Origin of the sequence: Rickettsia philipii str. 364D, from assembly GCF_000283995.1 — a bacterium.
Classification (GTDB): Bacteria; Pseudomonadota; Alphaproteobacteria; order Rickettsiales; family Rickettsiaceae; genus Rickettsia; species Rickettsia rickettsii.
Window position 1 is genome coordinate 780,723 of the sequence record NC_016930.1, and the last position, 15,915, is coordinate 796,637.

The following is a 15,915-nucleotide window of genomic DNA, read 5'->3' on the forward strand; positions in this document are numbered from 1 at the left end:
GAGATTGCTTAGTTAGTTACTTCGTACCTTCCTCGCAATGATGATGTTTATCTTTTATTTTTTTCTGTCTATCCTATTGCTTTATCAAACACCTCATTATTATTGTTCCTATAAAGCCACATCTCATTATAAGGAATGAACTTACCGGGCTTTATTATTATAGTACCGTCACTTGATGTTAAAACTTGTATCTGTTTTCCTGCATATTTCTTCCCCACGGATATTTGCCCGTTATTTCTTACATGTTTTATTGTTGCTATATTATTTCCTATTATCATAATATTTATATTTACAAAATTCTTTCAATATTACTATTATATTTAATAATAAATAACCTTATTATTTAGTTACTATATTAACAAGTTCATAGCCCATTATAAGCATTTCAACAATTACACATATAATAATTAGATATTGTTTTTGTAATTCAAGATAATAAATTATTTATCTTTGCTTTATATAACAGATAAACCGGTAATAAAATTGCAATAATTACGAGAATCATACCAGCAAATCCTAAAATTATAATAAAAGCATTAGGTACTACTACTGCTACAATACAAGCTGGTAATATAGCAACGATAGAAGCGGTCATATTACGCATTACTACATTCGGTATCGAATTCATAAACATAGTTTTAAGGGAATCACATAGCCCTACTCCTACTCCGAGTATTGATCTAACGATAGCAAGAGTTGAAATTATCTAAACTAATAATTGTACGAACGGCCATTTTGCTATATTACTTAATTCCTTAAATCTCCGACTTCTACATTACTGGTAATCATTTGTTGATAAAATGTTGGATTATTATGATGTACTACAATAAGAATACTACAAGTCCAAATTATATATACTATTGCAGGAATTAAGCTTCCAAATAAAAACGCCGTCTTTAGCATTTTTGTTACAATAATTAGTTAAGGTATGGAAGATTACTTGAAAACTAAATGAAGTAAAAACTACCGGAGTGACTATACCCCATATAGATATTTCTTTTAGAGGTAATAATAATACACCATGCTCCTATATAAGTTATACTTGTATTTAAAGCTAATAACTTCTGTAATATTGAAGAGCCTCCGTATATAAATACTGCAAGTAAAGCATATGAAAGAAGCTTAAGGCTTACAGTACCGATGATTTGAGCAGTATGTCCTGAAAAATATTTTCCCAATGCCCAAGTGTTAAGCCTTTACCCGCTTGAAGATTAAGCTCTAGGTTAATTAAAGAAGTATAATACATTATAAACCAAATTACAAACATCAATATTATACTAGGTATTATAACCTAATTTTGCTAATACCATGGGTAGTGCTATCATACCGCTACCTATACAAGTACCTGAAATTAACAGGATTGAACCAATAAGTTTTTGCATAATTTAATGAAGTTTAAATTAAAGCAAAGGACTTAATTTTTGTTAAAAAGAAAATCAGCTAAAAAAAGACGATAAGAATTTTAAAGAATAAAAAGTTTTGATAAGTAACATTAACATTAGTATAATTTTGTTAAAACATATGTAGCGGTATAGTATAATTATATTAATAATTTATGTAAAATTATTAATATTGCTTTTTAAGGGTATTTTTATATATTCTTATTAGACCTCTTCCCAAACCAACTTATAGAGAGGAATTTAACGGAGACACGGGACACAGCACCACAGCATATATAGAAATACGTGAAGATGCGAGTACCGAATCGACGTATAAATTATCTCTAGACTACGCTTGGGAAGAGGTCTATTGAAAATTACTATATTTAAAAATGCATAGATTAGCTAAAATAATTAGTAATGCAGGAGTTTGTTCTAGGCGTGATGCTGAAAAGCTGATAGTTGAAGGACAGGTAAAAGTAGACGGCATTACAATTTTATCACCGACTACAAATGTTGATATTAGTAATCAAATTGAAGTATCAGGCACATTAATCAATAATATACACAAACCAAGGCTTTGGATTTATTACAAACCTGTTGGTTTAATTACCACTCATAAAGATCCTTTATCTCGTAAAACAGTGTTTGAACAGCTAACCGGTTTACCTCGTGTTATTTCAATAGGTAGGCTGGATTTAAATAGCGAAGGTTTATTATTACTAACTAATAGCGGTGATTTAGCTCGTCAGTTTGAGCTCCCCTCAAGTAGGTTAAAGCGAGTATATCATGTTAGGGCGTATGGGAAGTCTGATGTTCTACTAAAAAGCAATTATAAAAATTTAGAAATTGACGGGATATTTTATAACCCTCATTCGATAAAATTACTTAAGCAAAATAAGACTAATTGTTGGTTTGAAGTAGTTTTATTTGAAGGAAAAAATCGTGAAATTAGAAGAATATTCGAGTATTGTGGACTAAAAGTTAACAAATTAATTAGGATTCAATATGGTAGTTTTACAATAGATAATCTAAAACCCGGAGATTATAAAGAAATAAATAATAAAATACTGGAAAATAATTAGTAATGTGTTATTATTAATACATTTTAACTAATCATATAGAATACATATGACAAATCTTAATATATATACATGTGCAGAAAAAGACCTAAACGATTACCTTGGTTATATAAAAGATAACCCTAGTGTCTCGCTAAATGATTTTATCAAAAATAAATATTTCGCTGAAGATAATGATAACATTATCATTACTAGTTTAGAAAATATGGAAATTAACGCAGATTTAGCCAATGCTAATTTCCAAGGTACAATACTAACAGATGCCGTATTTAATAATTGTGACTTAACAAATACCATATTATGTGATTCAGATTTAACAAATGTACAATTTAATGATTGTACATTTATCGGTACCGACTTTAGAGGAGCAAATCTTCATTATACAGATTTTAATTATAAAGATTATGATTATGATAACTATAAAATCCCCAATCTCAAAGATAAAATACGAGATATAAAACTATCTTTTTCAGATCTTGAAAGATTAAATCAATATATAGATAAAGATTTAGAAAAAGAACATATCAAAGAAATAGTTATAGATGAAGCTACGAAGACAAAGAAATATATTTTGGCTGGAGAAGACGAACAAACTTTATGGAACATCAAATCAAAAGAACTAAAGACTAAGCAAGAAGAGTTAGAAACTCTAAAGCAAAATTTAGATAATCCTGGGATTGCTACCAATTTTTTAAATGCTTTTTGGAATAGTGCAGAAACTATTGCTAGAAACCGACAAAACGCACTAGAAAAAATCAACAAGTTACAGCATGAAGTAAACAAATTAGAAACTGAAGTATATGCTTTAGATAATCTTAGAATGTTCTGCGGTAAGGGTTTAGAGGGTATTTTTGAGCAGTTAAAAGACGAAGAAATACAAATAACACTAGACCCATCATATATTATAGGCTCGACTGCCAAAGAACGAGATATACCGAAAGAATATATAAAATTAACTTCTGCCGAATTTGATCTATATTTAGCTGAAGCAGCAAAACAATCCAATACAAAATTATCTCTTACCGAATTTGTTAGAAAGCAAAAAAATCTTTCAGAAGATTTAAATATAGTTCCTGATCTTTCAGCGATTAATTTATCAGGTAAAACTCTTACTAATCTTAACCTGAAGAATACATTATTTGCTTCAGCCAACTTAGAGAGTGTCAAAATCTCAAATTGTAATTTAGATTTTACTAATTTTGAAGGAGCTAATTTACAAAATGCCGTTGTTCAAAATGTTACGGCTCGTAACGCAGGATTTCTTTTTGCTGATCTTAAAAAGAGCAAAATTGAAAATAGTGATATGTCGAGAGCTTACATGCCTAAAGTAGATTTATCTGAAGTAGAGGTAACAAATAGCAAATTTAATGCGGTTATGATGGTTAATGCCGATGCCGAAAAGTTCATTATTAAAGATTCAGAATGGAAAAATTCTAATCTGACCGGTATATCGCTTGCCTATGCAGATATGCAAAGAGTGCAAATGCAGGGGGTAGTTTTAAATAATGCACTTCTAGATCAAGCAAATATCGTTTCTACTAATCTTGAAAATGTTTTTATGAATAAAACACATGCATTAGAAGCAAAATTTAAAGAGCAATGTAACATGCAAGGCATAACTGCAAGAAATGCCTATTTTAGCGATGCTGAATTTGAAAATATACTATCTTTAAAAGAAGCTGACTTAAGAGAAGCTATAATGCAACGTGTTAAACTTAAGAACGCTGATTTAACAAAAGCACAGCTTGATAAAGCAAATCTTGAATATGCCGATCTTACAAACGCTACACTTACTAATGCAACTGCACAATTTGCTAAGTTAAGTAATGCTACTTTAGAAAAAGCAGAAGCCGAGGGATTAAATATTTCGGATGCTATTGCTAAAAATATTAATGCTAAGGAAGCTAACTTTAAAAATGCAATTATGCAGCGTGCCGATCTTACTAAAGCCAATTTCACTAAAGCAGTGTTGGAAAATGCCGATATGCAAGCAGTGGAAGCAGCCGAGGCTATATTTAAAGAAGCAAATCTAAAACAAGCGAATCTAAAAGCAGCAAATCTCGCTGGAATTAATAAAGAAGGAGCAGATTTTGATAAAGCAAAAATCAACGATGCTACAAAGATGCATGATACTAAAGGTGAGGCTAAAGGGAATTTAGATCATCAAGATAAAGACGGTAAAAAAACATCTGTCAATATTAACGAACATGCTAAATTACAAGATAAAATTCATGCAAGAGAGAAAAGCGGTTGGTTTCTGAAAACCGGAGTAGGACAGCTTTGTACAAAACTTGCTAAAAGTATTACATCAGGAATTAGCCGCGTAACAAATTTTTTAGCAAGTAAAAAATTTTTAGTAGGACTTGCCGTAGTAGCCGGTCTTGCAGTAGCAGCTGCACCTTTCGTAGCAATGCCTGTGTTATTGGTCACCGGCACGGCCCTTACTACTAAAGCTGTCATTCTAGGCGCAGGTATTTTGGCCGGAGGACTAGTCGCTACCGGAACTTATAAACTCACTCAAAAACCTTTACGCAATCTTCAGAAGTCATTTGAAAACTTAACTAGTAGTATAGATAAATATATCTCACCACCTCCTAAAAATATTGATGAATTAGTAACAGCAAAACAACAAGCAAGACAAAAAGCTGAGACAGAAAAATCTAAAGAAAGGGAAGAAAATTTAAATAATGTAAATAATAATATTGATAAAGCTAAAGAACAAGATCTTTTAAAACAAGCACAAAATAATTTAAACCAAGCAACGCCAAAAGTAGAAATCAAAGAAAAGAAAGATAAAACTGTAGAAAAACAACAAGCAAAATCTAATACATTCGCAGCAAAATTTAAGCCTAACACTCAAGGCAAAGGGTTTGCCACAAAAATAAAAGACGAAAAAAAATCACGCTCAATAAAAGAAGCATATAACTAAATAAGTGTTAAAAATAATATCCGGTAAATATAGAAACCAAATTATACCTACCGCTAAAAATATCAAATATCGACCTTCCACCGGTAAACTCAAAGAGGCAATATTTAGTATATTAACCTCCGGTGAGTTTACCGATAATAAATTATTTAACGAAAATACTCACATTCTCGATTTATTTGCCGGTAGTGGTAGCCTTGCTTTTGAGAGCCTATCAAGAGGAGCAGGCTTTGCTACCTTAATTGATATTGATACATCCTCATTAAAAATAGCAGAAGGATTTGCTAAATCTCTAAACATTGAAAATAATGTTAATTTTGTTAATATTAATGCTTTAAATCTAACGAAAGCTACTAAACATCTTTTTAAACCAGCTTATAGAGAGGGATCTCAAGGAGACACGGAACACAGCACCGCAGCGTACACACTAGTACGTGAGGATGCGAGTACCGGATCAACGTCTAAATTACCTCTAGAAGCGAAGTTTGGGAAGATGTCTAATAAATCATTTGATCTTGTCTTTATAGACCCCCCTTATCATAAAAATATAGTGCCTAAAGTAATGAAACTGCTGATAAAAAATAATTGGCTCAAAGACGGTGCTATTATAGTTATTGAGATGGCTAAAACAGATGATTATATTTTAGATGAAAATATTGAAATTATACGTGAAAAACTATATGGTAAGAGTAAGCTGTTGGTTTTGAGCTTTACCGTCATTCCCGCGCAGGCGGGAATCCAGTAAAACATATAAAATATAAAAACTTGTTTTTATATTTTTATTTTATTAATAGTATGTAATTTTGTACCTGTATTAAGGTTATTTTTTCTGGATGCCCGCTTTCGTGGGAATGACATAGAACCGCGTAACAAGACATTAAAAAACAAACATGACCAAAAAACATTACATATGTTCTAACTGTGGAAATATTAGTCCTAAATGGTCAGGGCAGTGCTTTGATTGCGGTGTATGGGGTAGTATTGTCGAAGAGATAATAAGTACAAATCAAGCAATTGTTAAAGTCGGTAGCAAGCAAGACTTCGATAAACTTTCAGGGCATGTAACCGAGCAGTTACGCATCCCTACCCCTATCGGTGAATTCAATAGAGTACTAGGCGGCGGTTTAGTGCTTGGTTCTGCTATATTAATAGGAGGAGACCCTGGTATAGGCAAATCTACTTTGTTACTACAGCTAGCAGCAAGTAACTTTGCATCAAAGATGAATTGCTTATATATAACGGGCGAAGAATCGTTAGACCAAATAAAATTAAGGGCCATAAGGCTAAACCTAACTAACTATAATACCGATATTTTAGCAGCTACTAATTTGGAAGATATTATTGCGAGTATAGAAGCTAATAAAAATAATATTGATTTAATAGTGATTGATTCTATTCAAACAATTACCACAAAAGAATTATCATCGCCTCCAGGCACTGTTTCGCAAATTCGTACATGTGCAAATGAGCTTGTTAATTATGCTAAGCAAAACAATATAATTATTTTATTAAGCTGTCACGTCACTAAAGACGGACAACTAGCAGGTCCTAAGATACTTGAACATTTAGTGGATACCGTGCTATATTTTGAGGGAGATCATAATAATCATTTCCGTATTTTACGCTCATATAAAAATCGTTTTGGCGGTGTGGGTGAAATAGGAGTATTTGAGATGAACGGCAGCGGGCTTATTGAAGTAACAAATCCGTCTGAACTATTTTTAATGCAGCGAGAACAGAACGTTATAGGTACGTCTATTTTTGCAGGAATCGAAGGTTCAAGACCGTTACTGATGGAAGTACAAGCCCTTATAGTACCCTCAAATATGGTAACTCCTAGACGCTCTGCGGTGGGCTGGGATGCTAATAGGTTATCAATGATACTTGCCGTGCTTAGTAGTAGGATAGGACTGAATCTTGCTAATTATGAGGTATATTTAAGCATTGCGGGGGGACTTAAAATTGCCGATCCTGCTTCTGATTTAGCAGTAACAGCGAGCTTAATATCTGCTGCAACCGGCAACCCTGTACCCGAACATAGCGTCTTTTTCGGCGAAATAAGCTTATCGGGTGAAATAAGAAAAACCGCAAAAGCAGAAACAAGAATAAAAGAAGCCGTAAAACTTGGATTTAATAAGATTATCTGCTCTAAATTTGAAAATTTAACGTATGACTTTATATCTTCCGTCTCACATTTAAAGGACCTAAAAGAGATAATTAAATGAGTATAGTTTATGAAATAAGAAATTTGGAAGAAGCACGTAATTTTTTATCTAGTGTAGAAGAACAGCTGATATTAACAAATCATGCCTCTAGCGTAAAATATTACGGTATGCTAGCAATTGATTACATGTTTAAAACTCTAAGTAAAGAATTTCCAGAAAAAGTTTTAGATCTTACCGTAAATGTAGGAGAGGATCACGCCGCTTTATTTACTGCAATCAAACTAGGGTATAAGAATATATCATATACAGGGAATTCTGAGGAAGCTAGGGGGTTGTTGTACGGATATCAAACCGTCATTGCGAGCGACTGAAAGGAGCACGACAATCCAGAAAATAATTAAAAAAATGCTAAAAATTAGCATTTTTAACTGGATTGCTTCGTCAATTACTCCGTAATTTTCCTTGCAATGACAAAAATTTAATAAAAAAAACCATGAATATCAAAGATATAGGAGTAATAATTGCTAAAAAACCTTTGAAAGAAAATACATTTATTATTACGGTTTTTACTAAAAATCATGGTTTATATTCGGGAGTTGTAAAAGAATTTTCTAAAAAAAGTAAATTTATATATCAAGAAGGGAATATTATAGATTTTCTTTGGCAGGCAAGATTACATGAACATATTGGCATGGCTAAATGTGAACTCATTAAATCTTACACCGGTTATTTTATCACAAATAAAACTAAATTATATGCTTTTAATTCCGTTATATCTTTAATCAAAGAGTTATTTCATGAAAGAGAAGAACATTCTAAATTTTTTTCATTTCTAATTAACTATTTAGATAATTTATCAAAGCATTTTTGTTTTCGTGATTATATTAATTTTGAGCTAGCTTTACTTGCCGAGACGGGTTATAAGCTTGATCTTACCAAGTGCGGCGTGAGCCATGTTACAACTGATTTAATCTATGTATCACCTAAATCAGCTAGAGCATTATCATATGAAGTAGGCAAACCTTATAAAGATAAATTATTGATGTTACCAAGATTTTTACTTTCAGATAATAGTGAGATTACATTAGAAGAAAAACGGCAAGCTTTAGCTCTAACAAACTATTTTTTTAATAGATATTTATTTCATAATAATAGACAGGTTGAAGCACGCCAAACTTTTATTGAATATACTTTAAATAATTTTTAGAGACTATATTTTTACTTTTATTTTTCTTATTTTATGATATACTTACTTAAGTAATTACTTAAATAAGTATGTAATATGACTAGACTAAGCATAGATATACCAAACGAATTACATCATTTTCTTAAAGTTCACACTGCAAAATGATACTATTATGAATTTTGTAAGAGAAGCGATATATCATAAAATAGCACAGGAAAAAGCATTAAATGCAGAATCAATAAAAATATTAGAAGAATCAGCAAAAGGTTTAAATATTAATAAATATTCTGCGTATAAAGAAATGTATAAAAACCTTAATTTAATATGATTCTGCAAACCTCTACTATTTTATTCCATGTCATTCCTGCGAAAGCGAGAATCCAGTTGAGTAAAGCTTCTTAAAAGCTTTACTCAAGAAGAAAGTAACATAATAAAAAAAATCTTTAAAATCAAGATTTAATGACATAAGGGCTTTTCAAAAATTTCCTGGTACACTATCTATATACATACCGGTACACATAGTGACTTATTCAAATAATAATCTATGAAAATACTAGCATTTGACACAGCCAATAATACTGCATCGGTAGCAATATCCGAAAATGAGAATATCCTTGCATGTATAGAAGAATTACGTCCTTCTATGCAAGCAGAAAATCTAATGCCGATGATAGAAGACGTGATGAAATCAGCTAAATGTTCATATGATGATTTAGATTATTTAGCTGTAACTAACGGACCCGGTAGCTTTACCGGCATTAGAATAGGACTTGCTAGTGCTAAAGGTATATTATTTTCCAAGGAGAATATTAAAGCAGTAGCGGTTAGCAATTTTGAATATGCTTATTTTAGAGCCATAACTCAAGTTAAAGATTATGATAAAATATATGTCTTTTTAAACGCTTATCGCTCACAGCTTTATATGCAAGTTTTTCATAAATCAGGACAAATAGAAGAGCCGTTATTGATAGATTTCGAGTATGCTATAAAACTGCTTACAAATGAGAAAGAAAATATAGTTTGTTGCGGTAGCGGACTTGAATTTATATATCACCAAATTATGCATTTGCCGAATATAATAACCTTGCCACGTTTTGCACGAGTTAAAGCTTGGGTTACCTGTAGATATATTGCTAGTAGATTGTCGAGCGATGTAAAATTAAATAGCTCTATCGAGCCACTATACATACGCCCTCCTGATGCTAAAATCGCAATCAATTATGCCATTCCTAGTTAAAAGTAGGAATCCATTTACTGGATTTCTATAATCAACGAAATGACATAAGAGCTTTATTATAAGTATACTACATCATCTTCATAATTAAAGACTCCAAAATGATAAGATAATTTCATAGTAAAATCACTATTAGAGTGTTCTACTTGATTGCCTGATACTTTTATTTCATCTTCATAATCAAAGAATCCGGAATCACTATCAGAGACTGCACCTGATTCTTGTTTTACACACTTCTTGTCGTGTATTAAGGCTATTATTTGCCCAACTAATGATTTCGATAAATCATGATTATCCGAGTTAATAATATCAATGATTCTTACTAGACTTTCATCTGAGGCGTGCCAAATTATTGGTGCTAGCTTATCATTTGAAATATGACTCATGATTCTTACTAAATTTTTATTTGGAATAATATCAAAATTTTCTGCAAGCTTTTCTTCTCCTGCTAAAATAATTATATTTTCAAGCTGTTCATCAGAAATATCCTCATCTGATAATTTTTTTAGTTCCTGCTCGGTAAGCTTTTCTAAAGAAAGGGTAGTATCGATATATGTATTTAATTTATCTAATGGAATAAATTGCATTAATTTTTCAAAATGCTCCGGCAAAATATAATGAACTAATTTTTGTGCTTGTTCATCGGAAATATTATTAATTAATTCTACCAATTTTTTATATGTTATCTTTTCAAAAACTTCATCTAATGCATTTTCAGACGTGTTTAAAATTGCTTCTACTAACTCATTATCAGGAAGAGTTTCTAGTTGATCTAAGAGATTAAATGTTTCTTCAGCGTTATTATTTAAATAAGAAAAAACTTTATTACTCACAAAATTAAAAGTTTCAGCAACTTTAGAAGAAAGAATACTAGATGTATTTTTTATAATATTAAAACTCTTTACTCCGGAATCATAAACTGTTTTTAATGATGAACTAAATGTACTGAAAAAACCTTTACTTTTAGGTGTGTTAGTTACTTTTTCACTACCATCAAGCTTATTTACAAGATCTGTAAATCTGATTTGAGAGATGCCTAGAGTATCTGGCTGACCTTTTACTGCTTCTTGGAAGATTATTTTAGAATTTAAAAAAGGATCTTTAGCTTGAGCTTCTACTATTTTTTTATTACATCTTGCACTTTTTTCGTCATACTGCTTAATTGAATTATCTAACGCTGCTAAAAAATCAGTATTTTCTTCTTGCTTAGTAGGAGAAGTTATAAACTCAAATTCATCGTTAGCAAGATAGGAGGCCGACTTTGGAGAGGTATTATTTGGGATTAAATTTTGTAACTTATTAAAAATTGATGTTATGGCCATAATTTTTCCTCATTTCTGATTACAATAATCAACATTGCATTATAATAGAAATTATGAGGAGGTCAAGATAAAGGCTAATAATTATTAACTTTTTATTATATTTTACTTAAAATTGATTAATCAAAAAGGGATATTCTACTAAATGTCATGCCTGCGAAAGCAGGACGTTGTTGCGTGGTTCTAACTTTTCGTCATTGCGAGGAAATTACGAAGTAATTGACGAAGCAATCTCAGGAGTTTGTTATTATTGCATGAGATTGCCATACAGTCTACAACTACTCGCAATGACGATTTAGTAGTACCCATGCAACAACGCCGCAGTACTTGTATGATAATGTAGGCAATTTTTGAAGTTCAACGAGTATATTATAATTGTCTTTGTTCTTGCATTAGCTCAAAAACTTCAACTGTGTCTCCTTCTCTAATATCTTCGTAATTTTCAAATGCTATACCACACTCATATCCTTCTCTAACTTCTTTAACTTCATCTTTAAAGCGTTTTAAAGTTTTGAGTTTTCCTTCATGAATGACTACATTATCACGTAATAAGCGTACGCCTGCTCCTTTCTTAATAATCCCTTTAGTTACATAGCTACCGGCGATTTTGCCAACTTTGGTAATATTAAATATTTGTCTAATGTCTGCGCTTCCGATATACTGCTCTCTAACGATCGGATCAAGCATACCGCTCATAATGGCTTTTATATCATCAATTAAATGATATATTATACTATAATATCGAATATCGACTTTTTCTTTTTCTGCGGCAGTTAAGGCATTTGCCCCTGCTCTAACGTTAAAGCTGACAATAATAGCCGAAGAAGCATGTGCAAGAGATACATCGGATTCCGTTATCGGACCTACGCCACTATGAAGTATACGAAGCTTTATCTCATCACTCGGTAATTTTAATAAGCTACCTGAAATAGCTTCAACCGACCCTTGAACATCACCTTTAATAATTAAAGGTAATTCCTTAATTTTACTATTACCGGAAGCTTTTAAAAACAAATCTTCTAAACTTGAACGCGGTGCAATAGATATTTTTTTTTCTTTAGCAAGACGCATTCTATATTCGGCTATATCTTTTGCTTGTTTCTCATTTTGTACTATGTTAAATTTATCGCCGGCAAAAGGCACTTCATTTAACCCCTGAATTTCTACAGGAACAGACGGAGTTGCTTCTACTATTTCTAGTCCCTTATCATTAGTCATCTTTTTAACTTTACCGTAAGCAGTACCAGCTATTATAATATCACTGTTTCTTAAAGTACCTCGCTGCACTAATATAGTGGTTAGCGTTCCTCTTCCTTGTTCAATTTTTGACTCGATTACAACACCGGCAGCTGAACCGAAAGGATTTGCCTTTAAATCCTGCATTTCTGCAATTAATAAAATTGCTTCTTCAAGTTTATCTAAGTTAATTTTCTTTAGTGCCGAGATAGGAATAATCATAACGTCACCACCTGCCTCTTCGCCGATAATTTCATGGACATATAATTCGTTCTTTACACGTTCAATATCAATATCAGGCTTATCAATCTTATTAATAGCTACAATTATAGGAACGCCCGCTGCTTTCGCATGATTAATTGCCTCAACCGTTTGCGTTTTGATTCCATCATCTGCTGCGACCACTATAATAACTATATCCGTTACTTTAGCACCTCTTGACCGCATTTCCGAAAAAGCTTCATGCCCCGGAGTATCAATAAAAGTAATTGCTCTACCATCTGCAAGAGTTACTCTATAAGCCCCAATATGTTGTGTAATTCCGCCTAGCTCACCTGCAGCAATATCTGTAGACTTAAGAGCGTCAAGCAATGAGGTTTTACCATGATCGACATGACCCATTACCGTCACAACCGGAGCACGCGTTCTTAAATCCTCAACCTTATCATCACTAATTAAAACATTTTCAACATCTGACTCTTGGACTCTTTTTACCGTATGCCCTAAATTTGTTGCAACTAGTTCTGCCGTATCGGCATCTATTGTTTGGCTAGCATTTGCAAGAATACCGAGTTTCATTAATTCTTTAATTACATCAGCCACTCTTTCAGACATAGCATTTGCAAGATCGCCGACTCCGATAACTTCCGGGATCGTCACTTCTCTATATACTTTCTCAGGTGCTTGTGATGCTAATTTACGCTTTTCTTTTTCTCTAGCTCTTTTTATAGAAGCAAGACTTCTAGTTCTACAGCTGCCGCTTTCGTCGTCGCTAAGCATATTGAAAAGATCGGCTTTTTTGATTTTTTTTGGCTCTTCTAGCTTAATTTTTGGTGCTATTATTTTACTATCTGCTGTTTTATCTAATTCTTTCTCTGATTCTATACCGTAACGTGTTCGCATGCCTACTAAAGGAGACTTTACAAAAGTTTCTTCTTTCTTTTTAGGTATTTGTGACGGTATATCTTTATCATCTTGAACGATTTTAGCACTAACTTCTACTTTATTTTCTTCGGTATTTTGCTGTTTTTGTTCAACTTCTTTATCAGTTTCTAGCGGTTCTATTTTGGAATTAGCAGACTGGTTAATACTTGCAAGTTTGCTTAAAGTGCTTATTTTTGAAGGGTCATTTAATTGAGATTGCTCAGCAGCTTTTTTAAGAATAGATAAACGTCTGTTAAATTCTTCCTTATTAGCATCAATAACAGTTTGATCTAAGCTATTCCTCTCTTTATTTAATGAGAGGGTAGTAGCACTACCGGTAGAGCTTTTTCTAACTTCTACTAGCGTTTTAGATTTAGCATTAACAAAGCTTTGAGCTCCTGTAAGAGAGTCAAAAGACTTATTAAGCGATAATTTTGAATTGCCAAGTGTCAACTTTTTGGGTTTGATTTCCTGGTTATCCGTCATATTTAAAACCTTTGTGTTTCTGTTTTTTCCATCTACTACTTGATTATGTCATTCCTAGCTAAAAGCGGCGTTGCTCGCATGGCTCGTTTATGTCATTCCCGAGCAAGCGGGAATCCACTAAAATTTATAAAAAAAACTTATTTTTATAGGTTTATTTTTCAAGGATGCCGTAATTACTAAGCTATTTATTCTGGATGACTGCTTTCGCAGGAATGACATACACCCTACATTCAACCCACTAACTATCCTTCAATGCACCATGCTGTCTAGCAGTTTTAATCAGCAATTTAATATTTTCGTCCGTTATATTAGAATTTGGAGCTAAATTTTTAAATTCATTTACACTCATCTCTCCTAAATCTTCTATGGTCTTTATACCATATTCGGCAAATTGTAATATTAATTCAAGCGATAATTCTAATATATCTATTAATTCTTGCTCAACTCCTAGATCCTCTAGCTTTTTGATAATCTTTGCATTCTTAAGGTCGACGTAATTAATAGCTCGATTTTTAATCTCTACGGCAAGTTCTTCCTCAAAGCCTTCAATTCTTGTTAAAGTACTAATCTCACTACTAGCAATTTGTTCTACTGAATTAAATCCCGTTACCGATAAAAGCTGACCTATAACTTCTTCAACATCTAAAGCTTCCATAAATAATGCCGTAGAAGTTAAGAACTCTTCATTTCTTCTTTTTGATTCTTGCTCTTCAGTCATTATATCGATATTCCACCCTGTAAGCTGAGAAGCTAAACGAACATTTTGCCCTCTTCTACCTATTGCAATACTTTGATTTTCTTGCGAAACTACTACTTCTACCTTATGCCTATCCTCATCAATCAAAATTTTTGTGATTTCCCCAGGTGCAAGCGGTGCAAGAGCATTAACTATAAACTGTGCAAGATCATTACTCCATAATACTATATCAATTTTCTCTCCGTTTAATTCATTTGTTACGGCTTTTACTCTATTACCTCTAATACCTACGCATGAGCCTACGGGATCTATACTACTATCCGAAGCAAATACCGCTATTTTTGCTTTTGAACCGGGATCACGTGCTACTGATTTTATTTGAATAATAGATTCAAGAATTTCAGGTACTTCTAGCTTAAATAGTTTAACTAGCATCTGGTTATCTACTCTAGACAAGAAAATCTGCGGTCCTTTTGTTTCTTGCCTTACATCCTGTACATATGCTTTTATACGATCATTAGGTTTAAAATTCTCCCCCTTAATTAATTGATCTTTTTTTATTATTGCTTCAGCACGACTCAGGTCAACTATGATATCACCGTATTCTATTCTCTTAACTATCCCATTTATAATTTCGCCTTTTCTATCTTTAAAGTCATGATATTGTTTTTCACGTTCAGCTTCTATAACACGTTGCGTTATAACTTGTTTTGCAGCTTGAGCCGATACTCTAGCATGATCAATCGGCGGTAAATATTCATATATCTCATCACCGATTTTAGCTTCCGGATTCTTTATTAAAGCTTCTTCAAGTGAGATTTGCGTTAAGTAATCTTCTACATCTTCTACTATTTTTAAGATCCTTAAAAGATTTATCTCACCGGTTTTCCTATTTATCTGAGCTTTAATATTATATTCATTACCGTATTTTTTTCGTCCTGCTGCTTGTACCGCTTGTTCAACCGTTGAAATCAAAATTTCTTTTGATATTCCTTTCTCACGAGCTACAGAATCTATAATTTGTAAAATTTCTACATTACCTACATTAGACATACATTATCT

Annotated in this window: 15 protein-coding genes and 1 pseudogene; 9 read left to right on the forward strand and 7 right to left on the reverse strand. The window is 32.4% G+C overall.

What is annotated here, in order from left to right; all coding sequences use genetic code 11:
* Positions 1-68: 68 nt before the first annotated feature.
* From RSA_RS04060 to RSA_RS10480, 4 genes are all read right to left on the reverse strand, one after another.
* Positions 69-278 carry a hypothetical protein gene (locus RSA_RS04060; RefSeq protein ID WP_012150981.1) on the reverse strand — a complete coding sequence of 70 codons (210 nt, stop codon included), beginning with the start codon at positions 276-278 and terminating at the stop codon, positions 69-71.
* 149 nt (positions 279-427) lie between these two features.
* Complete coding sequence (locus RSA_RS04065; protein WP_231284267.1) at positions 428-676, reverse strand: aromatic amino acid transport family protein; 249 nt, start codon at positions 674-676, stop codon at positions 428-430.
* A 271-nt stretch (positions 677-947) separates the two neighbouring features.
* Complete coding sequence (locus RSA_RS09545) at positions 948-1,178, reverse strand: to amino acid permease (RefSeq protein ID WP_014362372.1); 231 nt, start codon at positions 1,176-1,178, stop codon at positions 948-950.
* Between the two features lie 99 nt (positions 1,179-1,277).
* A complete protein-coding gene (locus RSA_RS10480; protein WP_012150982.1) occupies positions 1,278-1,382 on the reverse strand; it encodes an aromatic amino acid transport family protein in 105 nt (34 codons plus the stop codon).
* Positions 1,383-1,597: 215 nt separating this feature from the next.
* Here RSA_RS10480 and RSA_RS07670 point away from each other — a divergent pair.
* From RSA_RS07670 to tsaB, 9 genes and pseudogenes are all read left to right on the forward strand, one after another.
* Positions 1,598-1,729: pseudogene (locus tag RSA_RS07670) on the forward strand (palindromic element RPE1 domain-containing protein); the annotation flags it as partial.
* 42 nt (positions 1,730-1,771) lie between these two features.
* Positions 1,772-2,464, forward strand: coding sequence for a pseudouridine synthase (locus RSA_RS04080; RefSeq protein WP_012262460.1), 693 nt, complete (start codon positions 1,772-1,774; stop codon positions 2,462-2,464).
* A gap of 46 nt (positions 2,465-2,510) precedes the next feature.
* Positions 2,511-5,390 carry a pentapeptide repeat-containing protein gene (locus RSA_RS04085; protein WP_014364816.1) on the forward strand — a complete coding sequence of 960 codons (2,880 nt, stop codon included), beginning with the start codon at positions 2,511-2,513 and terminating at the stop codon, positions 5,388-5,390.
* A 4-nt stretch (positions 5,391-5,394) separates the two neighbouring features.
* Positions 5,395-6,132: an RsmD family RNA methyltransferase gene (locus tag RSA_RS04090; RefSeq protein WP_014364817.1), complete on the forward strand. Its 738-nt coding sequence runs from the start codon at positions 5,395-5,397 to the stop codon at positions 6,130-6,132.
* A 145-nt stretch (positions 6,133-6,277) separates the two neighbouring features.
* Positions 6,278-7,612 (forward strand): DNA repair protein RadA, encoded by a 1,335-nt coding sequence (gene radA, locus RSA_RS04095; RefSeq protein WP_012150986.1) that lies wholly within the window; start codon positions 6,278-6,280, stop codon positions 7,610-7,612.
* Positions 7,609-7,923 (forward strand): hypothetical protein, encoded by a 315-nt coding sequence (locus tag RSA_RS04100; RefSeq protein WP_004998178.1) that lies wholly within the window; start codon positions 7,609-7,611, stop codon positions 7,921-7,923. The genes radA and RSA_RS04100 overlap by 4 nt, the downstream gene beginning before the upstream one ends.
* A gap of 122 nt (positions 7,924-8,045) precedes the next feature.
* The gene (gene recO / locus RSA_RS04105; RefSeq protein ID WP_012150988.1) at positions 8,046-8,759 is read left to right on the forward strand and encodes a DNA repair protein RecO; all 714 of its coding nucleotides are present in this window, start codon (positions 8,046-8,048) and stop codon (positions 8,757-8,759) included.
* Between the two features lie 151 nt (positions 8,760-8,910).
* On the forward strand, positions 8,911-9,066 hold the full coding sequence (locus RSA_RS08975) for a hypothetical protein (RefSeq protein WP_014364818.1): 156 nt from the start codon (positions 8,911-8,913) through the stop codon (positions 9,064-9,066).
* A gap of 216 nt (positions 9,067-9,282) precedes the next feature.
* The gene (tsaB, locus tag RSA_RS04110) at positions 9,283-9,975 is read left to right on the forward strand and encodes a tRNA (adenosine(37)-N6)-threonylcarbamoyltransferase complex dimerization subunit type 1 TsaB (protein ID WP_012150990.1); all 693 of its coding nucleotides are present in this window, start codon (positions 9,283-9,285) and stop codon (positions 9,973-9,975) included.
* Between the two features lie 56 nt (positions 9,976-10,031).
* On the opposite strand, the gene RSA_RS04115 is transcribed toward tsaB, so the two are convergent.
* The 3 genes from RSA_RS04115 to nusA form a co-directional block, all read right to left on the reverse strand.
* Positions 10,032-11,294 (reverse strand): hypothetical protein, encoded by a 1,263-nt coding sequence (locus RSA_RS04115; RefSeq protein ID WP_014364819.1) that lies wholly within the window; start codon positions 11,292-11,294, stop codon positions 10,032-10,034.
* Positions 11,295-11,660: 366 nt separating this feature from the next.
* Positions 11,661-14,156 carry a translation initiation factor IF-2 gene (infB, locus tag RSA_RS04120; RefSeq protein WP_014364820.1) on the reverse strand — a complete coding sequence of 832 codons (2,496 nt, stop codon included), beginning with the start codon at positions 14,154-14,156 and terminating at the stop codon, positions 11,661-11,663.
* 238 nt (positions 14,157-14,394) lie between these two features.
* Entirely contained in the window at positions 14,395-15,906 is a 1,512-nt protein-coding gene (gene nusA, locus RSA_RS04125) for a transcription termination factor NusA (RefSeq protein WP_014364821.1), read from the reverse strand.
* Between the last annotated feature and the right edge of the window lie 9 nt (positions 15,907-15,915).